At 45.3% G+C, this 23,725-nt stretch carries 18 protein-coding genes; 3 read left to right on the top strand and 15 right to left on the bottom strand.

Translation table 11 applies throughout. The annotated features are described in order from the left end of the window. Nucleotides 1–3 precede the first annotated feature (3 nt). Nucleotides 4–915: a LysR substrate-binding domain-containing protein gene (locus R8N49_RS21455; protein WP_132937057.1), complete on the bottom strand. Its 912-nt coding sequence runs from the start codon at nucleotides 913–915 to the stop codon at nucleotides 4–6. Between the two features lie 106 nt (nucleotides 916–1,021). Between R8N49_RS21455 and R8N49_RS21450 the strand changes: the two genes are divergently transcribed. Continuing rightward, nucleotides 1,022–2,278, top strand: a complete 1,257-nt coding sequence (locus R8N49_RS21450; protein ID WP_017820572.1) for a D-amino acid dehydrogenase — start codon at nucleotides 1,022–1,024, stop codon at nucleotides 2,276–2,278. A gap of 307 nt (nucleotides 2,279–2,585) precedes the next feature. Then, entirely contained in the window at nucleotides 2,586–4,133 is a 1,548-nt protein-coding gene (locus R8N49_RS21445; protein ID WP_005381681.1) for an alanine/glycine:cation symporter family protein, read from the top strand. A 100-nt stretch (nucleotides 4,134–4,233) separates the two neighbouring features. Here the strand turns inward: R8N49_RS21445 and R8N49_RS21440 are convergent, their stop codons facing one another. From R8N49_RS21440 to guaB, 5 genes are all read right to left on the bottom strand, one after another. After that, a complete protein-coding gene (locus R8N49_RS21440) occupies nucleotides 4,234–4,824 on the bottom strand; it encodes an acetate uptake transporter (protein WP_005381682.1) in 591 nt (196 codons plus the stop codon). A 182-nt stretch (nucleotides 4,825–5,006) separates the two neighbouring features. Then, entirely contained in the window at nucleotides 5,007–6,710 is a 1,704-nt protein-coding gene (locus R8N49_RS21435) for a chitinase (RefSeq protein ID WP_042521182.1), read from the bottom strand. A gap of 212 nt (nucleotides 6,711–6,922) precedes the next feature. After that, nucleotides 6,923–8,446 (bottom strand): Na+/H+ antiporter NhaC family protein, encoded by a 1,524-nt coding sequence (locus R8N49_RS21430; RefSeq protein ID WP_318190089.1) that lies wholly within the window; start codon nucleotides 8,444–8,446, stop codon nucleotides 6,923–6,925. Between the two features lie 165 nt (nucleotides 8,447–8,611). Further along, nucleotides 8,612–10,165: a glutamine-hydrolyzing GMP synthase gene (gene guaA, locus R8N49_RS21425; RefSeq protein WP_258489365.1), complete on the bottom strand. Its 1,554-nt coding sequence runs from the start codon at nucleotides 10,163–10,165 to the stop codon at nucleotides 8,612–8,614. 99 nt (nucleotides 10,166–10,264) lie between these two features. After that, the gene (gene guaB, locus R8N49_RS21420; protein WP_042521181.1) at nucleotides 10,265–11,731 is read right to left on the bottom strand and encodes an IMP dehydrogenase; all 1,467 of its coding nucleotides are present in this window, start codon (nucleotides 11,729–11,731) and stop codon (nucleotides 10,265–10,267) included. Nucleotides 11,732–11,962: 231 nt separating this feature from the next. On the opposite strand from guaB, the gene xseA reads away from it, so the two are divergent. Then, nucleotides 11,963–13,294, top strand: a complete 1,332-nt coding sequence (xseA, locus tag R8N49_RS21415) for an exodeoxyribonuclease VII large subunit (protein ID WP_031780844.1) — start codon at nucleotides 11,963–11,965, stop codon at nucleotides 13,292–13,294. Between the two features lie 13 nt (nucleotides 13,295–13,307). Here xseA and R8N49_RS21410 read toward each other — a convergent pair whose 3' ends face one another. The 9 genes from R8N49_RS21410 to R8N49_RS21370 all read right to left on the bottom strand — a co-directional run bounded on the left by R8N49_RS21410 (nucleotide 13,308) and on the right by R8N49_RS21370 (nucleotide 23,288). Further along, entirely contained in the window at nucleotides 13,308–13,532 is a 225-nt protein-coding gene (locus R8N49_RS21410) for a zinc ribbon domain-containing protein (protein ID WP_005381691.1), read from the bottom strand. 309 nt (nucleotides 13,533–13,841) lie between these two features. Next, nucleotides 13,842–14,717 carry a metal-dependent hydrolase gene (locus R8N49_RS21405; protein WP_047102174.1) on the bottom strand — a complete coding sequence of 292 codons (876 nt, stop codon included), beginning with the start codon at nucleotides 14,715–14,717 and terminating at the stop codon, nucleotides 13,842–13,844. Between the two features lie 59 nt (nucleotides 14,718–14,776). After that, the gene (gene der / locus R8N49_RS21400) at nucleotides 14,777–16,273 is read right to left on the bottom strand and encodes a ribosome biogenesis GTPase Der (protein WP_005381694.1); all 1,497 of its coding nucleotides are present in this window, start codon (nucleotides 16,271–16,273) and stop codon (nucleotides 14,777–14,779) included. A gap of 167 nt (nucleotides 16,274–16,440) precedes the next feature. Further along, nucleotides 16,441–17,601 (bottom strand): outer membrane protein assembly factor BamB, encoded by a 1,161-nt coding sequence (bamB, locus tag R8N49_RS21395; RefSeq protein WP_005381696.1) that lies wholly within the window; start codon nucleotides 17,599–17,601, stop codon nucleotides 16,441–16,443. A gap of 12 nt (nucleotides 17,602–17,613) precedes the next feature. Next, on the bottom strand, nucleotides 17,614–18,228 hold the full coding sequence (locus tag R8N49_RS21390; protein ID WP_005381697.1) for a YfgM family protein: 615 nt from the start codon (nucleotides 18,226–18,228) through the stop codon (nucleotides 17,614–17,616). 126 nt (nucleotides 18,229–18,354) lie between these two features. Next, nucleotides 18,355–19,623 carry a histidine--tRNA ligase gene (gene hisS / locus R8N49_RS21385; RefSeq protein ID WP_005381698.1) on the bottom strand — a complete coding sequence of 423 codons (1,269 nt, stop codon included), beginning with the start codon at nucleotides 19,621–19,623 and terminating at the stop codon, nucleotides 18,355–18,357. Nucleotides 19,624–19,649: 26 nt separating this feature from the next. Further along, complete coding sequence (gene ispG / locus R8N49_RS21380) at nucleotides 19,650–20,768, bottom strand: flavodoxin-dependent (E)-4-hydroxy-3-methylbut-2-enyl-diphosphate synthase (RefSeq protein ID WP_005381699.1); 1,119 nt, start codon at nucleotides 20,766–20,768, stop codon at nucleotides 19,650–19,652. 6 nt (nucleotides 20,769–20,774) lie between these two features. After that, nucleotides 20,775–21,725 carry a cytoskeleton protein RodZ gene (gene rodZ, locus R8N49_RS21375; protein ID WP_005381700.1) on the bottom strand — a complete coding sequence of 317 codons (951 nt, stop codon included), beginning with the start codon at nucleotides 21,723–21,725 and terminating at the stop codon, nucleotides 20,775–20,777. Between the two features lie 435 nt (nucleotides 21,726–22,160). Then, complete coding sequence (locus tag R8N49_RS21370; RefSeq protein ID WP_258489366.1) at nucleotides 22,161–23,288, bottom strand: bifunctional tRNA (adenosine(37)-C2)-methyltransferase TrmG/ribosomal RNA large subunit methyltransferase RlmN; 1,128 nt, start codon at nucleotides 23,286–23,288, stop codon at nucleotides 22,161–22,163. Between the last annotated feature and the right edge of the window lie 437 nt (nucleotides 23,289–23,725).

Below are 23,725 nucleotides of genomic sequence, written 5' to 3'. Positions count from 1 at the left end.
ACGCTAATTCAACTGTCCAAGTAACCAGTGACGAAACGTTTCTGTCGCATTCGTACGTGTGTTCATGATCAAGTAATACCCTGCATTGGCAGGAATCGGTTTGAATGGAGAAACCAAACGCTCTGTCGTCAATTCATCCTCAATCAGTGCCATTCGTGCCATCGCAATCCCAACGCCTGCTTCGGCTGCAGACATCGCCATATCCGTTCGATTAAAAAAGTGTCCGATATCGGTTTTAAAATCCAACCCCATCGCTGACGCCCAATATAGCCACTCATAGTCACGCGTCGCGTTTTCCCATGGCATCGCATCGTGTAGTAGCGTCGCCTCTTGCCATTGCTTCACTGGCATTGAGTTTTTTTGCTCACCAAACAACGTTTTTAGCCAGCCATGATCCTCAAGGTATTTTGGACTCATCACCGGTAGCAGATGCTCATCCAAAATCAGCTCCGCGTTAGCATTTCTATAAGGATGAAGACCATAGTCAATTGCGACGTCATAGTCTTTTATCTCACTATTTACCAGCGCACCTTCCGCAAAGATTTGTACTTGGATATCCGGATTATCATGATGGAAGCTTTCGAGCTTTGGGACTAACCATTTGAAAGCAAAAGAAGGCGTCAACTTCAAACGAATTTCATTGGTTTGCTTTTCTACTTTGAGCTCATCAAGCAATTTGCTCAGTTCCGAAAAGTGAAACTGCGTCGCTTGGTGTAACTGAGTGCCTTTTACGGTTAAACGAATACCGCGAGAGTGGCGTTCAAATAAAGTAAAACCTAATAACGCTTCCAAATGAATAATTTGTTGGCTTATGGCACCAGTGGTGAGGTGTAAATGTCTTGCAGCACCAGTAAAGCTGTTGTACTCCGCGACTTGGCTAAATAGACACAAGCCACTTATCAGATTACTTTTCATCCTTGAGCCTATAGTTTTTCTAAACGCTGTGTGTAATTTATATCGATTGTTAACAAAAGGTAAAGAAAAGAAACTGAGCACTCTGATAAATGTGTGGAGTGCATCAATGGAAGTCATCGTATTAGGCAGCGGCGTTATTGGCTTAACCTCTGCTTGGTATTTATCTCAAGCAGGCTATCAAGTTACCGTCATTGACCGCCAACCAAGCAGTGCCATGGAAACGAGCTTCGCCAATGCCGGGCAGATCTCATATGGCTATTCTTCGCCTTGGGCTGCGCCTGGTGTTCCTGTTAAAGCCATTAAGTGGTTAATGGAGGAGCATGCTCCACTTAAAATCAAACCCACTCTGAATGCCGACATGATCCGCTGGGCGAGTAAAATGGTCGCGAACTGCACCCTACCTCGCTATCAAGTTAACAAGGCTCGCATGCTTTCGATCGCTAACCACAGCCGTATTTGCTTAGAACAGTTACGCCAAGAACACGCCATTGAGTATCAAGGACGTCAGTTTGGGACCTTGCAAGTATTCCGAACACATCAACAGCTGCAAGCCATTGAAAAGGACATGCAGCTCCTTGAACAAAGCGGAACCCGATTTAAGCTAATGGACGTCGAACAATGTATTGAACAAGAGCCAGGGCTTGCACTTGTGAAAGACAAACTGGTTGGTGGCTTGCATCTACCTGATGACGAAACGGGCGATTGCCATCAATTTTGCCAACAACTAACGGAGCTTGCTAAGGCACACGGTGTCCGATTTGAGTTCGATACTGAAGTAAGCAATTGGGTTACAGTAGGCAAAAAGATCATAGGTGTCCAAACGAACCGAGGACAATTTAAAGCAGACCAATATGTGGTGGCCTCTGGCAGCTACTCTACAGCGCTACTCAAGCAACTCGATATTGATATTCCGGTCTACCCTGTCAAAGGCTATTCACTCACCATACCGATGGAAGATGAACACTTCTCACCTCGATCTACTGTGATGGATGAAACCTATAAAGTCGCTATGACTCGATTTGATGACAGAATTCGCGTAGCTGGCACCGCAGAATTAGCAGGGTTTGATGCTTCCCTTCCACAAAAGCGCAAAAACACCATCGAAATGGTCATCCGTGATCTTTTTCCTCGTTGTGGTGACTTCAGCCAAGCTGAGTTTTGGAGCGGCTTTAGGCCAATGACGCCTGATGGCACACCAATTATCGGCGCGACTAAATACGATAACCTTTTTACTAACACCGGACACGGAACTCTGGGTTGGACGATGGCTTGTGGTTCAGGTCAATTGCTAGCAAGTGTAATGAAAGGTGAAAAAACAAAAGTAATGGATAATGCGGAGCTTAACCTTTGTCGTTACGCCTGAGGACATGACTGAACAAAAAATAGGCAGGCACTTACTCCACAAAATGCATAACCACTGGCATTTTTAACTCATCAAAATCGCAGCACATTTAAATGACAATGTGCTGCATAATTAATCATCAGGCAAATCTTCTACCTAAAAGGAGCAAATAAGCAATAAGAACCAAATTTTAACAACTGCTCTCCATTCTGTGTTCATCATCACGCTACAAAGGATTTGTAGCCAAAAAAGTTAACAATTGCATTACATAAAGGGTAATGTATTGTGTGAAAAACAACCACAAACACAACTAACAGGGAAAATACTCATGCAGTCATTAGTTGATTTTCTGAATGGAATTATTTGGAGCCCGGTACTGATCTATTTGTGCCTTGGCGCAGGTTTGTTCTATTCAATCATGACGCGTTTTGTACAAATTCGTCACTTCTTTGAGATGTGGCGCTTATTACTTTCTGGGAAGAGTTCAACAAAAGGGATATCATCATTTCAGGCACTTGCCGTTTCACTGTCTGGCCGTGTAGGTACAGGTAACATTGCTGGTGTTGCTGCTGCTATCGGTTTCGGTGGCCCAGGCGCCGTATTCTGGATGTGGGTCGTAGCCTTCTTTGGCGCTGCAACCGCATACGCAGAATCAACACTTGCACAAATTTATAAAGAAGAAGACGAAGGCGAGTTCCGTGGTGGCCCTGCTTACTATATTGAGAAAGCAATGGGACAAAAATGGTACGCTTGGATCTTTGCTATCGCGACCATCTTTGCTTGTGGTGTTCTACTTCCTGGCGTTCAATCGAACAGTATCGGTAACGCAGTAGAAGCCGCATTTGGCTCAGGTGACATGATTGAAACCGCTATTGGTACCTTCAGTTTTGCTAAAATTTTCACTGGTACGGTTGTTTGTGTCATTTTGGCTTTCATCATTTTTGGTGGCGTAAAGCGTATCGCGAACTTTACCCAAGTCGTTGTGCCATTTATGGCGTTAGCTTACATCATTACTGCGTTTGTCATCATCCTTCTAAACATTGGTGAGGTTCCACGCATTTTCGGCATGATCATTGGTGACGCGTTCACACCAATGGCAGGCGTTGGTGCAGCAATCGGCTGGGGTGTAAAACGTGGGGTCTACTCCAACGAAGCAGGTCAAGGTACTGGTCCTCACGCAGCAGCAGCAGCGAGTGTTGATCACCCTGCTCAGCAAGGTCTTGTTCAATCTTTCTCTATTTACATCGATACACTACTTGTGTGTTCAGCAACCGCGTTCATGATTCTTATCACTGGCGCGTACAACGTAAATGGTGCGATTGAAGGTACATTCCTGGTTCAAAACCTACCAGCGGATATTGGTGCAAATGGCCCAGTGTTTACACAGATGGCGATCGAAAGCGCACTACCTGGCGTGGGTAAACCATTCATCGCAATCGCTCTATTCTTCTTCGCGTTTACGACCATTCTGGCTTACTACTACATTGCAGAAACGAACATTGCTTACATTCGTCGTACGTTCAAAGTAAATGGACTGATGTTTATTCTGAAAGTCATCATTATTTCATCCGTGTTCTACGGAACCGTGAAAACCGCCAACTTAGCATGGGCGATGGGTGATGTAGGTGTAGGACTGATGGCGTGGCTAAACATCATCGGTATTTTGATCATCTTCTTTATGTCGAAGCCTGCACTCAAAGCACTGAACGACTACGAAGAGCAACAAAAACGTGGTGTGACCGATTTTACATTTAACCCTGTTGCACTGGGCATTAAAGGCGCAGATTACTGGGAAGATAAGTACCGACGTAAAACGGGTAAAGCACCAACAGCAGACAGTAATAGCGCAGAAACTGTTGAGCAACCATCAACATAGCGTTATCACATAAATAAGAAAAAGCAGTGGTCCGATTGAGGACATAAAAAAGGGGGATTAACCAATGGTTAATCCCCCTTTCTTCATTATGAGTAACAGCTTAGGCGATAACCGCTTCAACTTTACGAGCGATTTTTGCTTTACCGACAGGTAACACTTCACGACCAAATTCGTTGTTCAGCACTTGCGCCATTGCGAAGTAAATTGCACTTGCGCCACAGAAGATACCCTCGAAGCCAGCGATAGCACCGATCACTTCGCTACCAGTGAAATCACGAGCAGCAAGCAAGAAGAACAGGATAGTTAGAGAACCAAATACCACTTGCTTCGCTGTTGGGTAACATAGAGAACCAATGAACATGAAACCAGTGAAGATGCCCCAAAGCGCTAGGTACCAACCCATAAAGCTTGCAGGGCTTGCAGGAAGACCCATGTGAGGCATTACGATTAGACCAACCAATGTTAGCCAAAATAGACCGTAAGAAGTAAACGCAGTTGTGCCGAATGTATCACCGCGTTTAAAGCACATGATGCCAACGATTACTTGGCTAAGGCCACCGTAAAAGATGCCCATCGCTAGGATCATAGAGTCAATTGGGAAAAATCCTGCATTATGAATATTGAGCAGAATAGTGGTCATACCGAAACCCATTAGACCTAGCGGTGCTGGGTTAGCCAGTTTTGTCGACATGTACAAATACCTTTTTTCAAAAATGTTGATAAAAAATGCGCGCGAATTTTAATGGGCTCCAGAACAAAAGAGAAAAGCTGTTATTGAAAACTTAGATTCCATAAATAAACCACTACATATATAAAAAAAGACCCTGCAAAAAAGCAGAGTCTTTATAGATAGTTAGGTTGTTTTTCACTCAATCACTGACAAGAAATCTCGTCCCAGAACCAGTTGCTTTGCGTTGGGCTTTCCCATACTCCAGGGCCATTTTTTGCGACAAAACATTTGTTTTGGTACGTCACTTTATCGCCGTTAGCGACTTGCGTTACACCCGGCTCCCACTGAATAAAATTGCCTGTAACTGGTGGTTCTGGCTCGGTTACTGGCGGCTCAGGTTCTGTGACGGGCGGCTCTGGCTCAGTCACCGGTGGTTCAGGTTCCGTTGTAGGCGGCTCCGTAGGAGTGCCTGAAACCAGCTTCCAAGGGTCTCCTTTCGTTGGCTCATTACCTTGTGACCACCATTTCGCTTCGTAAACAGCACCTTGGTAAGAAACTTGATCACCCGTGTTATATACTTTGCCAGAATCCCAAGCTGCCACACCACCTACAGGCGGATCGACCGGATCCACTGGGTCTAACTTGTCAACTACACGAACTTCTGGCCAACCCGCATGAGATTGGTAGAAGTTAGTTACACATTTCTCATAGTCACCCGCAACTAGCGCAGAGTAAGCCGTTTGGAAACCAACAAGTTCACATTCAAAAGAGTGGCCTCCCGGACGATCTGAGTAGTATTTCCAGTTCCCATCCCAGTTGGTGTACAACACGTCTGTCGCACCATTCAGATTTAAGCTGCCGTAAGGCGTCTGCTGCCAACAGGTATTGGTCTCATCGGCTTCAATTGGAATTTGATAATGAGCGGCAAGTCCTTCCCAATAGCGAATACGGTTAACAGGTTGACCTTTATCTTTGTTTTGCTCTCCACACTCAATACCACCATTGATCACGTTGATGGTGGTACCAAAGCCGTAACCAATGCCAGCATCAAGCTCACGCTGTGAAGGCACCCAAGTACGGTCAATCACATGTAGCATTGCAGGTTTCGGTGCTTGTGGGGTTAGGAAGAACCAGATAGCCGATGCTAAGTTCAGCCACGAATCCGCAACCAAGCCTGGATTTTTCAGCAATACAGATGCATCGCCATCAAACATCACTTCAGAGAACGCGCCATAGTTAAAATGGTAAGAAAGCTGCTTTGCACCACGTCCAAAGTAACCTTGTCCAGACTCACATGGCCAGCGTTTGTTTTGCCAGTCATTTTGACCACAACCTGTTGTGTAACCTTCTTGCCCTTCAGACCATCCCATTTCTCGCACATGAACCAAAGCTTGCTGCCACTCTTCCAACCCTAGCGGATTATCCGATACGTTATCAATCGAAATATGGCCACCGGTTTCTTGTGCAAAGTGAGCAAACGCTGTCACGATCGATTTTTTACAAATTGCATCCGAATCACGACCGTCTGTGTACTCACCACAGAATGCAGGGAACTTACCAATTGCACGTAGGAAACGCGTGTAAGTGTATTCAGGTGCCGCCATTTGAGTCAGGAAGTCCCACTCACTTTCGGGGAATACACGCTCTACACGCTTCACGTTTTCTGGGTTGGTTGTCGCCCCTGGAACAATCGCTTCAACCACTGAGTTCGGGCGTGTCTCTAATGCTTGTGACCAAATGGCATACATAGGATCAGAAGTTTTGCTTTGCTCTACGGCTTGAACGTCACCACGAGCAATAACATAACCATTCGGATTTTGCGGATCGGGCTGAATATTCATACTCGCATTCACTTGTGCTGCTAAGACACAACTCAATGCAAGAGGAAGATGTTTGAGTGCAAACATGTCTAGTCTCCGGATTTCAACAATACAATATACGAGGAATAACTAGACATATAGTGGATCATATATACGAAACACCGAGCCAAGTACGTTGATTCTGCGAGACAAAATGAATAAATAGGTCCTCACACACATTTTGTCACAAGAAAAATGTTACCTTGACTCAAAAGAAAAGCGGAGACCCTGTGAGCCTCCGCTTTGTGATGTTTCTCTCTTTATTGTTCTGCCGAAACCACCTCTAGCTTCGCGGTTGACTTTTGTTTAGACAGCACAAAATAAACCACACACTGAGAAATGATTGCGGCAAGCACAATCACTGGTGAGGCGTTGATTCCAGCTAAAAGAAAACACCCTAATGCGATCATTCCATTGAGTAATGCGTAAGGCAATTGTGTACGGAAGTGCTCATACTGTTCACACCCCGCTCCTGTCGACGACAAAATCGTAGTTTCAGAGATGGGAGAACAGTGATCGCCAAACAAGCCACCAGATAATACCGCACCAATACAAACCAACAGTGGTGCATCAATCGCAACGGCAGTTGGGATCACTAATGGCATCATGATGGCGAACGTCCCCCAAGATGATCCCGTAGCGAATGAGATAACACCAGCAAGCAAAAAGGCGACTGCTGGCAATAGCCAGTAAGGGAAACCGGCTTGAGCTTGTTCAGCAATGTATGCAGCTGCACCTAATTCTTTCCCAACTGAGCTAAGCGCCCAAGCCAATACCAGAATCACCGCCACTGACATCATGTTTGACATCCCTTTCAGATAAACCTGAATACCATCCGAAAGCTTTCTTACGCCATAAAACGCCATCAGCGCAATTAAAGTGAAGGCCGCGAAGAAATATGCAGAAGAAAGTGCAGCCCTAAACGTTGATCCTGCCACTTTTTGAAATGGAAAACCGTGTGGCACGAGGATGGTACATAGAACCACTAGCATAACGAGCAAAGGTGCCCATACAAAACTAGATTTTGCATTTTTATGCGTAAACACATTCATAGACTCCTGTACTTTCCCAAAGTCGGAGCCCTGTTCTGCTAACTGCTCAGCCTTCGCCATCGGTCCGAAATCTAATTTGAAGAAAGAGACAATCGGCACAATCGCGATCGCAAGAAAGGCGTAAAACTGATACGGGATCGCGCCAATGAAAGCATCCCAATCACTCATACTGACATTCAGGGCAGTAAACTCTTTTTGAATCAATCCCATGATGTAAACGCCCCATCCGATAAAAGGGATCAAGATTGCGACGGGAGAGGAAGTAGAGTCGATAATAAAAGCTAATTTTTGGCGTGATACTTTTAACTTATCAAATAAAGGGCGAAAAACAGGACCAACAATCAACGGTGTACCAAGGTCAGAGAAGAAAATAACCACACCACCGAACCATGCGGACAGTTGAGCTTGGCACTTACTCGCCACCCATTGAGTGACCTTTTTAGCAAACGCCACACCACCGCCAGATTTCTCCATCAAGGCAACAAAGCCACCAATAAAGACCAAGAGCAAAATGACGCCCGCATTGTAGCTGTCAGTTAATTGCGGCAGTAGATAGCTTTTCATCAATGCACTAAACGAGTCTAGTGGCCCTTTTTCGACAAATGTCCCTTCAAGCATAGCGACACCACTCACCACACCGGCGAATAAACCAACAACGACATTTCTTGTGGTCAGCGCGAGGAAAAGAGTAATAAGGATGGGAATGAGAGAGGTAACGTCATCCTGTTCCATAGCAATACCATTTATGATAATTAAACAATTAAAATGAATATATATTTAATTTGACCGCATGTATATATCTCTCACAAAAAAGTTGAGCCACCTCTTCACAAACTTGAAGTACAAAAAAACCAGCCCGAAGGCTGGTTCTTATAAACTCAACTGTCTAGAGGAAAATTATTCCCACTCGATAGTCGCTGGTGGCTTACCAGAAATGTCGTAAACAACACGAGAAATGCCATCAACTTCGTTGATAATACGGTTAGATACCTTACCTAGGAAGTCGTATGGTAGGTGCGCCCAGTGTGCCGTCATAAAGTCGATGGTTTCTACTGCACGCAGTGATACAACCCAGTCGTATTTACGGCCATCGCCCATTACACCAACAGAACGTACTGGTAGGAATACCGCGAACGCTTGAGATACTTTGTCATATAGGTCTGCAGCGTGAAGCTCTTCAATAAAGATAGCATCAGCACGGCGTAGCAAGTCACAGTACTCTTTCTTGATTTCACCAAGAACACGAACACCTAGACCAGGACCTGGGAATGGGTGGCGGTAAAGCATGTTGTAAGGCAGGCCTAATTCTAGACCAATCTTACGAACTTCATCTTTGAACAGCTCACGTAGTGGCTCAACAAGACCCATTTCCATGTCATCTGGAAGACCGCCCACGTTGTGGTGCGATTTGATCACGTGCGCTTTACCAGTCTTAGATGCAGCTGACTCGATTACATCAGGGTAAATCGTACCTTGAGCTAGCCATTTCGCGTTTTTCAGCTTCTTAGACTCTTCATCGAATACATCTACGAATACGTGACCGATAGTCTTACGCTTCTCTTCTGGGTCAGACTTGCCTTCAAGTGCTTTGAGGAAGCGTTCTTCAGCGTCAACTTTGATAATGTTCAAACCAAATTGGTCGCCGAACATATCCATAACTTGTTGACCTTCGTTTAGACGAAGTAGACCGTTATCAACAAATACACACGTTAGCTTGTCGCCGATTGCGCGGTGAACCAGCATCGCAACTACCGATGAATCAACACCACCAGATAGACCTAGGATAACTTCGTCGTCACCCACTTGCTCTTTAATACGAGCAACCGCATCTTCGATGATAGATTCCGATGTCCATAAACGCTCACAGCCACATACGCCAAGAACAAAGTTCTCAAGCATTTGTAGACCACCTTTTGTGTGTGTCACTTCTGGGTGGAACTGAACACCGTAGTATTTCTTCTCTTCATTCGCCATCGCAGCGTAAGGACAAGTGTCTGTCTCACCAACTTTTACGAAATCGGCTGGGATCTCTACTACTTTGTCGCCATGGCTCATCCAAACGTCTTGAGTTGCTTCAAGGTCTTTAAATAGAGCACATTCACCAGAAACTTTAACCTGAGCGTAGCCAAACTCACGTTCGTTAGAGCCCGCTACTTTGCCTCCTAACTGTTCCGCCATGGTTTGCATGCCGTAACATACGCCAAGCAAAGGAACACCAGAATCAAACACATATTGAGGCGCGCGTGGAGAGTTCTCTTCCGTTACGCTTTCTGGACCGCCAGATAGGATAATGCCATCTGGGTTGAATTCGCGAATATCCGCTTCTTCTACATCCCAGCTCCATAGTTCACAGTAAACGCCGATTTCACGTACGCGGCGTGCTACTAATTGAGTGTACTGAGAACCGAAGTCCAAGATCAGAATACGTTGGTCATGGATATTTTTAGTCATTTTGAGCAGTCTTTTTAAGGCTAAGTGATTAAAACCGAGGCGAGTGTACTCGCCTCTTCTTAATGCTTCAAGGAAAAAGCAAACGTTTCCGTTAGGTAATTAGTTCCCTAGACGGTAGTTCGGCGCTTCCTTAGTAATTTGAACATCGTGTACATGAGACTCTTGCATACCTGCACCAGAGATACGTACAAATTCAGCTTTCGTACGCATATCTTCGATAGTTGCAGAACCAGTTAGACCCATGCTTGAACGTAGACCACCCATTTGTTGGTGTACGATCTCTTTTAGACGGCCTTTGTATGCGATACGACCTTCAATACCTTCTGGTACTAGCTTGTCCGCTGCGTTGTCAGACTGGAAGTAACGGTCAGAAGAACCTTGAGACATAGCACCAAGAGAACCCATGCCGCGGTAAGACTTGTAAGAACGGCCATTGTATAGAATCACTTCACCCGGCGCTTCTTCAGTACCAGCAAACATAGAACCAACCATCACACATGATGCGCCAGCTACGATTGCTTTACAGATATCACCTGAGAAACGGATACCACCGTCAGCAATAACCGGAATACCATAATCATTAGCCACTTCTGCCGCATCTGCGATTGCAGTGATTTGTGGAACTCCTACACCCGTTACAATACGAGTTGTACAGATAGAACCAGGGCCGATACCAACTTTCACTGCGCTTACGCCAGCTTCGATTAGTGCTTTAGCACCAGCACCTGTTGCTACGTTACCACCGATGATGTCTAGATCTGGGTAAGCTGCACGTGTTTCGCGAATGCGGTTTAGAACACCTTCAGAATGTCCGTGTGAAGAGTCGATAAGTAGAACATCAACGCCTGCTTCAACTAGAGCAGCAACACGCTCTTCGTTACCAGCGCCAGCACCAACGGCTGCGCCAACACGTAGGCGACCACGCTCATCTTTACATGCGTTTGGTTTACGTTCTGCTTTGTGGAAGTCTTTCGCAGTAATCATACCGGTTAGTTGGAACTCATCATTCACAACCAATACTTTCTCTACACGAGCTTCGTGCATTTTCTCTTGCACTTCTTCTCGTGTTGCACCTTCTTTAACTGCTGCCAACTTCTCTTTTGGCGTCATTACTGAAGATACTTTCTTAGAAAGGTCCGTCACAAAACGAACGTCACGACCAGTGATAATACCAACAAGCTCATTGCTCTCAGTGACAACAGGGAAACCTGCAAAACCATGTTTTTCAGTGAGTGCAACAACATCAGCGATGGTCGCGTCAGGGTTTACAGTAACCGCGTCAGTCACCATACCAGCTTCGAACTTCTTAACTTTACGAACTTCGGCTGCCTGCTGCTCAATAGACATGTTCTTGTGGATAAAGCCAATGCCACCCTCTTGCGCTAGCGCAATTGCTAGACGAGCTTCAGTAACAGTGTCCATAGACGCTGAAATCATTGGGATGTTTAGGGTGATGTTCTTAGTTAGCTGAGTGCGAAGATCAGCTGTGTTTGGGAGAACGGTGGAGTGTGCTGGCACAAGTAGTACGTCATCGAATGTCAGCGCTTCTTTGGCAATTCTTAGCATTTGCAATATCTCACAATTAGAGGAGTAAAAAGAACAATCCAATCTCATCGTTTCGCATAATGAGGGTAACCTGCGTTAGCAACTAGCTACATTTGGATTAGATATTGCGGAGGGATTATACGGTTAACGCAATCGCTTGACCACAAATTTTTTAATTTTTTTCTTGCAATTACCCCCTTGCTATGTATTATATTGCCGCTAATTTCCATACTCACGTCTAAGAGATTAGCTGTGCTCTCCAAGACCAATCAAAACATCTTTACTGTTTCTCGTCTCAACGCAGAAGTTCGCTTACTCCTTGAAAACGAAATGGGGATCGTTTGGCTCGTCGGAGAGATATCCAACTTTTCAGCTCCTGTCTCTGGTCACTGGTACCTCACTCTTAAAGACTCTCGCGCTCAAGTTAAATGTGCCATGTTTCGTGGTAACAATCGCCGCGTTACTTTCAAGCCCGCTAACGGTAATCAAGTCCTAGTAAAAGCTCGTCTTTCTCTTTATGAGCCTCGCGGTGACTACCAATTGATCATCGAAAGCATGCAACCGGAAGGTGACGGCCGTCTTCAGCAAGAGTTTGAAGAGCTGAAAATGAAGCTTGCAGCAGAAGGGTTGTTCGCGCAAATCAATAAGCAATCTTTGCCTGAGCACCCTAAACGTGTTGGCGTCATCACATCGAAAACTGGTGCCGCGCTTTACGATATCTTAGACGTATTGAAACGTCGTGATCCTTCCCTACCTGTTGTGATTTATCCGACAGTGGTACAAGGTGAGGACGCAGCCATTCAAATTGCACAAGCCATTGGTCGCGCTAACAGCCGTGATGAATGTGATGTGCTAATTGTGGGCCGAGGTGGTGGTTCATTAGAAGACTTATGGTGCTTTAACAACGAGATATTAGCTCGCACGATTGCAGCAAGCCAAATTCCTATTATTAGCGCCGTTGGACATGAAGTTGACGTGACAATAGCTGATTTTGTCGCCGACGTACGCGCGCCTACTCCATCAGCAGCCGCTGAGCTAGTAAGCCGTGATAACAGCCACAAAGATCAAGCTTTAGTTACCCGCCAGCATAAGTTAGCAAGCGCGATGCGTTACTACCTAGCACAACAAAAGCAGCAATCTGCTCAATTAGTGCACCGTCTAGAGAGACAGCACCCAAGCTATCGCTTGCAACGTCAGACGCAACAGTTAGATGAGTTGGACATGCGCTTACAGCGAGTGATGAGTCGTTTTATTGCCTTGCGTCAACAGCGAATCGAGCGTCAACATTATCGGCTGCAATTAAATTCTCCTGTAACACGCCTTAGCGAGCAGAAGTCGAAGCTAGAACGTGTTGAGCAAAAGCTCATGGATGCAATGGATCGCAAATTACTGACTATGCGCCATCAACTCGCGATTGCCGCAGAAAAGTTGGACACCGTCAGCCCACTAGCGACATTGAAACGAGGTTACTCAATTACTCAAACTGAGCAAGGTAAAGTAATTACGCAATCTTCAGATGTAAAGTCGGGAGATGTATTGATTACCCGGTTAGCCGAAGGTGACGTTCGTTCTACCGTTAACTGAATACAAACTCTGGTTAACTGACTTTCTGGAACTCAAATCGGACACGTGATTTTGATTTGAGTTCATTACACACATTACAAAAGTAACTCGCAGCACCGCATGCTTGCAGCTTCTCCAGCTCCGCCTCACAATCAGGGCAAAAACCTACTTTTTTAAAATCCGATTCACACTGTGCACAATGGTATTGTCCTGTCCATTCCAGTTCGACATTGCAAGTCGGGCAAATGTTCTGCTGCATATCCCGTTCCTCTCTCTAAACTAAGCAATTTCGAGTAACGCATGCTACTCAAAATAACGAACAAGTATGTTGATCTTCATCACCGCCCTAACAAGTTTCACGAGGCGATAACCATACTTGATACGTAGGATCTTATACTGATCGTCTGATATTTACTCCTTGATCAGCGATCACCCCTTAAAAGAATATTTATATAACCACACACCGAAAGCATAAGTTACATATTCTGCATTCCAATTTAAGGCAGAATAAAAAACCTTATAGCAATTTAATTAAACGTAAAATTAGAATTTAATAAAAAGATCTTATTCAGAAAGCAGTGTTTACATTGGTGTGCATTTCGATAGTTTGAGCGTCGAGCTCAACGAGTTTAACTTGGATAAAAGCAAACTCATTTAAATGGCTCGCATGCGTTCCACCACAAGGGATTACCGCTAATTGACCTTCCCCTAAATCGCACTTCCAATAGCGAGAATCCGTTAATCTGTCACCGTGGCATTCCATGGTGATCATCGCATCTCGTCGAAGCCATTCCACAAGTTGGCTATTCACTTTTTTTGCAATCGCCTGGAGGTCATTCAGCATATCTGCACTGTTTAATCCTCTTTTACGGAGTGTTTTGCCTAAACGGTACGTATCGAGGCACTTGTCTGGAGTAACATAACTCGTAACTTGTGCATAGCTATTAAAGTCATAATAACCATGTGGGTCTTTGCGGTCTGCGTCTTTTCGCCAATAGTCTTCCGCTAGTACTTTATTCAACGCCAAATACGCTAAGTGTCCTGCAGTGTGGCCTCGACTCAAAGCGCGTTGGTAATCCTTATCTACCGCCAATGTCACCAAATCATCAGTAACAAGTGATTCCGTACGTGATAAAACATGCACGACGACAAACACCCAACCTTCAGCATCACGCTTTACAGGGATGTCACTACCCACATACAGAGCACCACTTTCCTGCTCCACTGCCCCAACTTGGCAATCTACTACGTCATGCTCAGCCCCATTCACCTTCAACGTTCCTTTGTCTGCAGGGTGATCCGGCCATATGTGACTAACGGGATGGAACGGCGTGACATCTGTAATAACGTAAGTCACTTCTTCCGTATATTGAACGAGCTGTATTTGTGCTTCTAATTGCCATGTTTGATGACAAAAACGAGTCTTTGTTGCTGTGATAGTCATTTTTACGATTACTTTTGATAAAAAAATACCCAAGTAGAAACTTGGGTATTCGAATTTCATTATTTATTGCGGTTTTTCACCATCGACATCATACGCTTACGTTTACGCTCTTGTGATAGCGTAAGCTTATTCGTACGGTTCTCGTATGGGTTATCACTGTTGTGGAAGTTAATGCGAATCGGTGTTCCCATAATTTCCAGAGACTTACGGAAGTAGTTCATCAGATAACGTTTATACGAATCTGGCAATTCACGAACCATGTTACCGTGGATAACAACGATCGGTGGGTTGTAACCACCTGCGTGTGCGTATTTGAGTTTGATACGACGACCACGAACCATTGGCGGTTGGTGATCATCCACAGCCATCTTCATGATACGCGTCAGTACTGACGTACCCACACGCGTTGTCGCCGAGTTATATGCTTCTTGGATAGATTCAAACAAGTGACCAACGCCAGTACCGTGCAGCGCAGAGATAAAGTGGATACGCGCGAAGTCGACGAATCCTAGACGGCGGTCCAGTTCTTTCTTCACGCTTTCTTTCACGTCACTGTCTAGACCATCCCACTTGTTAACGGCGATGACAATTGAGCGGCCAGCATTCAGTGCAAAACCAAGCAAGCTTAGGTCTTGGTCTGAAATATTTTCACGAGCATCAATCACCAGTAGAACGACGTTTGCATCTTCTACCGCTTTCAGCGTCTTAACAACAGAGAACTTTTCAACCGTTTCATTGATACGACCACGACGACGAACACCTGCGGTATCAATTAGTACGTACTCGCGTCCATCACGCTCCATCGGGATGTAGATAGAATCGCGCGTTGTACCAGGCATATCGTATACAACCACACGTTCTTCACCCAGAATACGGTTAGTCAGTGTCGATTTACCTACGTTAGGACGACCGATGATCGCCAACTTAATCGGCTGCTCTTGAAGGCGTTTGAACTCTGCTTCTGCGTCTTCTTCAGTGTAATCTTCAACAAGAGGCTCTTCGTCTTCGAATCCAGTCAGGTCTTCAATCTCACCGTCTTCAGACTCACTTGTTAGTAGATCATCAAAGAATGGAGATAAAGCACGCTCAAGCAAAGCGGTCACACCACGGCCATGAGCGGCCGCAATCTGGTACATATCATCCACGCCGAGCTGCCAAAAGTCAGCACACGCCGCATCGGCATCAATACCATCGATTTTGTTTACTACCAGCATCGCTGGCTTTTCAATTTTACGCAGATGCGCAGCAATTGCTTCATCTGAAGGTGTCAGACCAGCACGACCGTCAACAAGGAACAATACAACATCAGCCTCATCAATCGCGGCTAATGACTGTTCTGCCATCTTTGTTTCCACGCCTTCTTCTGTGCCATCGATACCACCAGTATCAATCACAATGAATTCGTGCTCTTCACCAAGTCTCGCCTGGCCATATTTACGGTCTCGCGTTAGGCCTGGAAAGTCCGCAACCAACGCGTCACGAGTGCGAGTCAATCGGTTAAATAGTGTAGATTTACCTACGTTCGGACGCCCTACTAGAGCTACAACAGGTACCATAACAACCTCTACAATAATCTTTCTTCTGTAGTTATAGGTAACGACTTGCTCGATGCCAAATCAAACCAGCTTTTTACCTATAACCACGTCAGGGTTAATAAATTCAAACAACAAAACGGCTCCTAGCTGTCACCAGCCAGGAGCCGAATGTGAATTATATCACGATATTATTCGTTAATGGTTAGTTTCTTTACATCGCCGTTGCGAGTTGTAATCACATAACCATCCGACAATAACGTCGGGCCAACTGCCAAGCCACTATCATCGACAAACTGCTGCGCAACAAATTCGCCCGTTGAACGATCCATCCAGTGAAGGTAACCAAGCGTGTCACCGACAACGAGATAATTGCCAACAATAACTGGCGCTGTAAGTTGTCGGTGCTCAAGCAAGCTGTTTTCCCACAACTCAGTTCCGCTTCGTGAATCAACGGCAACAACATGATCTTTTTCCGTTATCACAAAGATGCGGCTACCATCTGTAGAAATGTCTGTTGCAGATGAGTAATTACGCTTCCAAATCGGGTTCGCTGAACGCAAATCAATGGCGATAAGTTGACCATTGTATCCAATGGTGAAAAGAGTACCGCCTAGCACAATTGGCGATGAATCAACGTCAACCAAACGATCAATTTCTGTCGCGCCTTTTGGCGTACCAACAGGCTGTTGCCAAATCAACTGACCACGCTCAACGATAGCAGCTGCGAGTCGGCCATTTGCCGTTCCCCAAAATACACCGCCGCCAATTGCAGTCGGAGTACTGTCGCCACGTAAAGTTAAGTTCGGCACTTCTGTGCTCAATGCCCAGCGTTGCTCACCTGTACTCTCATTAAGGGCAATCAGCATGCCTCGGCTAGTATTGATGATAATAAGGCCTGAATCTGCAACTGGCTTCGCCAGTACCTCACCACCAACTTTTACACGCCAAACAATTTCACCTGTTTCTTGGTCAAGAGAGATGACTTCACCATTCTCAGAGCCAATGTAAAGGTTTCCGTATGCCGCTGTGATACCACCAGAGAGACGAGCAATGACATCTTCTTCTAGGTCCGTTTGCCAACGTTGTTTACCATTCTCAGGATCCAGCGCTTTTACTAAGCCATCACGACTTGCCACGAACAATGTATCATTCGCAAATACAGGGGATAGTTTTGAAAAGTAATGACCAACACCATCGCCAACCGATGTGCTCCACTCACTACTGGTTGTAAACTGACTGTCTACCTGAGGTAGTGGCGCCATTACAATGGTGTCTTTCTCACCTGCACAACCGGCAAGTACTCCCATTGTTAACGCCCCTAGCAAGGCTTTCTTAAAGACTCTTTTCATCCAATGCGGTCCTTATTTCGCCAGATCGTCCAATTTCATTTGTAGTGTCGGGCTTGCATCTGCCGCTTGCTGAGCTTCAGTATACGCAGCGTACGCAGCATCTTTGTCACCTTGGCGAATCGCAATATCGCCACGAAGTTCAGCAATACGACCTGTCCATGCTGTATCAGTGACGTTACTTAGCTCTGCCGTTGCAGCGTCGAAGTTACCCATTTCCGTCTCAATACGCGCAATGCGGTAACTAATCAATGGTAACAACGCAGCATCTTGAGTGTTGCTTTGCGCCCACTTCAGTTGCTCCAATGCAGCAGAAAGGTCTTGAGCTTCAACTTGTGCTTTAGCAAGTTGTAGTGCAGCCAATACTGAATATTCTTTTACTTCATTTGACTCAATGAAAGCTTTCACGTCAGCTTGAGCATCAGTGCCTTTGTCTTGCAAAGCATTCATTGCTGTCGTGTAGCTTTGAGAAGCTGCTTCACTCGCCTGAATCACAGAATCCTGGTAGTAACGCCAGCCAAATAGACCACCTAAACCAACAACCGCACCGATGATGACGGCTTTGCCGTTTTCCTTCCACCAGTCTTTAATGGCTTCAACTTGTTGTTCTTCAGTATCGTAAAGTTCCACTTCCTGTCCTCTTAAAACATGTAAATGGCAGCTTAGCTGCCATTATTCCTATTTCGTTTAAAGGCTCCACATTTGGGAGCCTTAGCTTACGAACTAGGATGTAATTTTGTTAGATTACTAAAAGACTTAAATCAGTGCTGCGATCTTTTCTGCAACTTCTGCTTGGTTGTAAGTCTCTTGCTCACCACCAGCTAAGTCTTTCAGTACTACCGTGTTATCCGCAACTTCGTTTTCGCCCAGAACCAATGCTACAACAGCACCAACTTTGTCTGCGCGTTTAAACTGTTTCTTGAAGTTACCGCCACCGAAGTGATTCATCACACGAACGCCTGGAACAGACTCGCGAAGCTGTTCTGCTAGCTTCATTCCTGCCATCATGGTGCCTTCACCCGCAGTGACTACGTACACGTCAACACTGCGACGAACGTCTGTCAGTTCCAACGTTTCTAGCATCAGTACTAGACGCTCTAGGCCCATTGCAAAGCCAACCGCTGGTGTTGGTTTACCACCTAATTGCTCTACAAGGCCATCGTAACGACCACCGCCACATACAGTGCCTTGAGCACCTAGGCTCTCAGTGATCCACTCAAATACCGTGCGATTGTAGTAATCCAGACCACGAACTAGACGTTCGTTAACTGTGTATTTGATACCTGCAGCGTCTAAAAGTTCACATAGACCTGCGAAGTGTGCTTTAGATTCTTCACCCAAGTAATCTGAAAGGCGAGGCGCATCACCTAAAATAGCTTGAACGTCTGGGTTCTTCGTATCCAGAACACGCAGTGGGTTCGTGTGCATGCGACGCTTACAATCTTCATCTAGCACATCAATATGTTGCTCAAGGAATGCAACCAGTGCAGTACGGTAGTCTGCGCGGTCTTCTTGAGAACCGATAGAGTTCAGCTCAAGACGGACATGTTCATTGATACCTAGCTCACGCCATAAACGCGCCGTCATCATGATAAGCTCTGCATCAACATCTGGACCATTTAGACCAAACACCTCAACACCACACTGGTGGAATTGACGGTAACGACCTTTCTGCGGACGTTCATGGCGGAACATAGGTCCCATGTACCACAGACGCTGTTCATCACGGTTGATCAGGCTGTTTTGGATACATGAACGTACACAACCCGCCGTACCTTCAGGGCGAAGTGTTAGGCTGTCGCCGTTACGGTCATCAAAGGTGTACATTTCTTTTGAAACGACGTCTGTTTCTTCACCAACAGCGCGGCTGAATAGGTTTGTTTCTTCAACGATTGGCATGCGCACTTCGTTATAACCGTATGCGCTAATTACATTTTTCACTGTGTTTTCTAATTTTTGCCACAGTGGCGACTGAGTTGGGAGGCAATCGTTCATGCCTCGAATTGCTTGAATTGTTTTTGCCACAATACTTACCGTAATTCTCGTTGAGATTAATCTTGTACTTTAACTTCGATGCGGTTTTCGCCATTCATCATAGCTGCTTTCGCACGGATCTTAGCTTCTAGCTTATTCACAAGGTCATCGTTATCAAAGCGCTCTTTCTGGCGTTTACCATCTTCGTAGAATGCGCTCTTCTTGTTACTACCTGCTAGACCTAAGTGAGAAACTTCTGCTTCACCAGGGCCGTTTACCACACAACCGATGATAGACACATCCATTGGCGTGATGATGTCTTCTAAACGTTGCTCCAGTGCATTCACCGTACCAATCACATCGAATTCTTGGCGTGAGCAGCTTGGGCACGCAATAAAGTTGATGCCTCGAGAGCGAATGCGCAGAGATTTAAGGATGTCGAAACCGACTTTGATTTCTTCAACTGGATCGGCAGCCAAAGAGATACGCAGCGTATCGCCTATCCCTTCAGATAACAGCATACCTAAGCCAACAGATGACTTAACAGCGCCAGCTCGAGCACCACCCGCCTCTGTGATACCTAAATGAAGAGGCTGATCGATTTTCTTCGCCAGCAGACGATATGAATCCACCGCAAGAAAAACGTCTGAAGCTTTCACGCTAACTTTAAATTGGTCAAAGTTAAGACGATCGAGATGGTCTACGTGACGCATCGCCGATTCAACCAAGGCTTCTGGCGTTGGCTCACCGTATTTCATCTGTAGGTCTTTTTCCAAAGATCCACCATTGACACCAATACGGATCGGGATGTTTTTATCGCGAGCGCAATCAACAACAGCGCGAATGCGCTCTTCATTGCCGATGTTACCTGGGTTGATACGTAAACAGTCAACTCCGTACTCCGCAACTTTCAGCGCGATACGATAGTCGAAATGAATATCAGCCACTAAGGGGACAGAAACTTGCTGTTTAATCAGTTTGAAAGCTTCTGCTGCGTCCATCGTAGGCACAGAAACTCGAACGATATCTGCGCCGACTTTTTCTAGTGCTCGGATTTGAGCGACTGTCGCTTCTACGTCAGTCGTGCGAGTGTTAGTCATTGACTGTACTGCAATTGGCGCACCATCACCAATTGGCACATCACCCACATAAATACGCGTCGATTTACGACGAATAATTGGAGATTCGTGTTGCATAATTTTTTATAACGGTAGAGTGAATCTAGCTACTTTGCCTGAAGTATACCCAGAAAGGTCGACAGGTTCACTTGCAAATGTCATTGTAACCCCTTCCGGTGCGCCTAATATCACTTTAAATGGCGCTTTTCCGGTAAGTTCTACATCTTGTCCTGGCTTATGAGTACCACTTACCAGCGTTTTACCATTGGTGTCTTTTACTTGAATCCAACAGTCCGCTTTAAACTTCATAGTAAGAAGTGTCATGCCTTCAGGTACTACTGGCGCAGGCTGTTCCTCTTCCGCCGCTTCAATCACGGCAACAGGTTCTTCAGAATCTACGCTTGTTGTATTTTCAGTTTCAGTCAGCAAAGGATCCGCCCCTTGCTCAACGGATGCTTCAGTCGATTCAGCAACGCCTTCATTAGTTGAAGCAACTTCTTCAGGAGTGCTTGCGATTAACTCTTCAGCCGTCATCAAATCGATATCAGCTAATTCTTGAGCAGTGGGCTGCGGCGCTTCAACACTTGAATCCGTTACTTCCTTAGTTAGGCTATTCTCTTGTTGGTTTTGCCACCACCATGCCGCTGAAATGCCAATAATGACCAGCCCGATAACCCAAGTAAGGAGCATAATACGGCTATTGTGCTTCTCGTCTTTTGTTTTACGAGAGAAGCTTTGCATTTCAATTTCTTGCTCTTGAGGCTGAGCATCGGCAGTCTGCTCTAACGCCGTCAAAACCACCTTCTCATCAAGACCTACGAATTTAGCGTAAGAGCGTAAGTAACCACGCGTAAATGTCGCGACTTGTTGAGATTCAAATCGGTTATTTTCAATATCTTCAATCACAGAAATGCGAAGCCTCAGGCGATCGGCAACTTGCTTTTGGCTCATTCCCAAGGATTCACGTTTGTTTTTCAGTAACGTGCCAGCTTCAATAGAGAGTGGCACTTCATTCGTATTTTCGTGTTCTGTCATAATGGCGGTATTTAATCTGTTTTAGTGGCTAACGTGGTCATGTATTTTCGTTATTGTTCTTAAGCCGCTTTAAAGATAGCTAGCCTAAACGCGTTAACCAAAAATAATAATTTTAAGAAACTCTCAGCGATCTGAGTGCGAATACCCGTTTTGCAAAAATCAGCAAAACGTATGTGAGAAAGTGCTGAGAATTATCGGTGTCATCGTTAGTGTTACATATCATGATAAGCGAATGCGCAACGAAGACAAAAACTCTTTACACTCAAACTAACAGATAGCTCAAGCTTTTGTCCAAACTTTGACAAAGGAATTCGAAATTATACCCAAATAACCTTAGGTTGAAGAGTGATAGTCCCAAATCTTGGCGAAAATGTCCTAAACAATAAACAAAATAGCCAGAGCGAATGGCTCTGGCTATTTTTGAATTCCGGTCGTTTATACAGCTTTCACTTCAATGGTATCGGCACCGCGTGACGCTTTCAGCATTGCCGTACGTTTAGTTCGGTCAATTACATCACCGACCAACTGACCACATGCGGCATCAATGTCATCACCACGTGTTTTACGAACCGTAACTGTGTGCTCGTATTGCATCAATGTTTTTTGGAAGCGATCAATACGTGAGTTACTTGGTTTCTTGTAAGGTGAACCTGGGTACGGGTTAAACGGAATCAAGTTAATCTTACATGGTGTGTCTTTCATCAGCTCAGCCAGTTCACGAGCATGGTCCATGTCATCGTTCACATGATCAAGCAACACGTACTCGACTGTTACCTTGCCACGGTTTGCATTCGATGAAGCAATGTAACGACGAACGGATGCTAGGAAATCTTGAATATCCCAACGATCGTTAATTGGCATGATTTCACTACGCAGCTTATCGTTTGGCGCATGAAGAGAGATCGCCAACGCAACGTCGATTTTGCCCGTCATCTGATCAAGACCAGAAACCACACCTGATGTTGATACGGTTACGCGACGCTTCGACAAACCAAAGCCAAGGTCATCCAACATTAACTCCAATGCAGGAATCAAGTTCTTCATATTAAGAAGCGGCTCACCCATGCCCATCATCACGACGTTCGTAATTGGGCGACGGCCTGTTTCTTTCTCAAGACCAATTTCACGTGCAGCACGCCACACCTGACCGATGATCTCTGAAACTTTCAAGTTACGGTTAAAGCCCTGCTGTGCTGTTGAGCAGAACTTACATTCCAATGCACAACCTACTTGAGAAGATACACAAAGCGTTGCGCGATCATCTTCTGGAATGTAAACCGTTTCTACATCCTGATCACCAACCTTCATTGCCCACTTGATCGTGCCGTCTGAAGAATGCTGAGCTTCTGCTACAGTTGGTGCTTTAATTTCACACTGGTGTAAAAGCTTTTCGCGCAGCTTCTTGTTGATGTTTGTCATTTTTTCGAAGTCATCTACACCGAAATGGTAGATCCACTTCATAACCTGATCGGCACGAAACGCTTTCTCGCCAAGTTCTTCCGCGAAAAACTGACGCATGCCTTTGCGATCAAAGTCGAGTAGATTGATTTTTTCAGTGGTCATGTTGCCTCTCAATGACTGAAACAAGAATAAGGGCGCGAATTGTACAGCCTTTATTCAGCTACAACAAGGGGTGTAAGACCCTGAGTTTGCTAAGGCATTAAAATAAAAACGTTTAAATTTTAATCAGACTTTACGGTGAGAATAATGATTAGACAACCGACAGCAAAAGCGTAGAAGTGATACAGAGAAAACAGTGAGAACAAACACACTTAACTAAGCTTTCCCCCCCTGTAAGATGCTCAAATTAGCCAACGTCTTCGCGAATAATTACGAATGAACTCGCCGGGGAAATGGAGAACGCGGAATAAAAAACCTCGGACAAATCCGAGGTTATTACGAACTAGATCATCACGCAAAAGTGGTCGGGTAGACGACACTTGTTACCAAGTGCGGCCCCCCTAAGAACCCAGCGTGCAACTTTCACTGCACTAGGCTCA

It is taken from the genome of Vibrio sp. 1978 (genome assembly GCF_033344345.1).
The sequence above is the reverse complement of the archived record's forward strand: the minus strand, read 5'-3'. Positions and strand labels throughout refer to the sequence as shown.

Excerpts from the sequence above, each read along its gene's own strand:
- der (WP_005381694.1), bottom strand. The coding sequence starts at position 16,273 with ATGGTACCTGTTGTAGCTCTAGTAGGGCGTCCGAACGTAGGTAAATCT.
- guaB (WP_042521181.1), bottom strand. The coding sequence starts at position 11,731 with ATGCTAAGAATTGCCAAAGAAGCGCTGACATTCGATGACGTACTACTT.
- guaA (WP_258489365.1), bottom strand. The coding sequence starts at position 10,165 with ATGACTAAAAATATCCATGACCAACGTATTCTGATCTTGGACTTCGGT.
- R8N49_RS21410 (WP_005381691.1), bottom strand. The coding sequence starts at position 13,532 with ATGCAGCAGAACATTTGCCCGACTTGCAATGTCGAACTGGAATGGACA.
- R8N49_RS21455 (WP_132937057.1), bottom strand. The coding sequence starts at position 915 with ATGAAAAGTAATCTGATAAGTGGCTTGTGTCTATTTAGCCAAGTCGCG.
- R8N49_RS21435 (WP_042521182.1), bottom strand. The coding sequence starts at position 6,710 with ATGTTTGCACTCAAACATCTTCCTCTTGCATTGAGTTGTGTCTTAGCA.
- R8N49_RS21445 (WP_005381681.1), top strand. The coding sequence starts at position 2,586 with ATGCAGTCATTAGTTGATTTTCTGAATGGAATTATTTGGAGCCCGGTA.
- R8N49_RS21440 (WP_005381682.1), bottom strand. The coding sequence starts at position 4,824 with ATGTCGACAAAACTGGCTAACCCAGCACCGCTAGGTCTAATGGGTTTC.
- bamB (WP_005381696.1), bottom strand. The coding sequence starts at position 17,601 with ATGAAAAGAGTCTTTAAGAAAGCCTTGCTAGGGGCGTTAACAATGGGA.
- R8N49_RS21430 (WP_318190089.1), bottom strand. The coding sequence starts at position 8,446 with ATGGAACAGGATGACGTTACCTCTCTCATTCCCATCCTTATTACTCTT.
- R8N49_RS21450 (WP_017820572.1), top strand. The coding sequence starts at position 1,022 with ATGGAAGTCATCGTATTAGGCAGCGGCGTTATTGGCTTAACCTCTGCT.
- rodZ (WP_005381700.1), bottom strand. The coding sequence starts at position 21,725 with ATGACAGAACACGAAAATACGAATGAAGTGCCACTCTCTATTGAAGCT.
- ispG (WP_005381699.1), bottom strand. The coding sequence starts at position 20,768 with ATGCAACACGAATCTCCAATTATTCGTCGTAAATCGACGCGTATTTAT.
- R8N49_RS21370 (WP_258489366.1), bottom strand. The coding sequence starts at position 23,288 with ATGACCACTGAAAAAATCAATCTACTCGACTTTGATCGCAAAGGCATG.
- R8N49_RS21405 (WP_047102174.1), bottom strand. The coding sequence starts at position 14,717 with ATGACTATCACAGCAACAAAGACTCGTTTTTGTCATCAAACATGGCAA.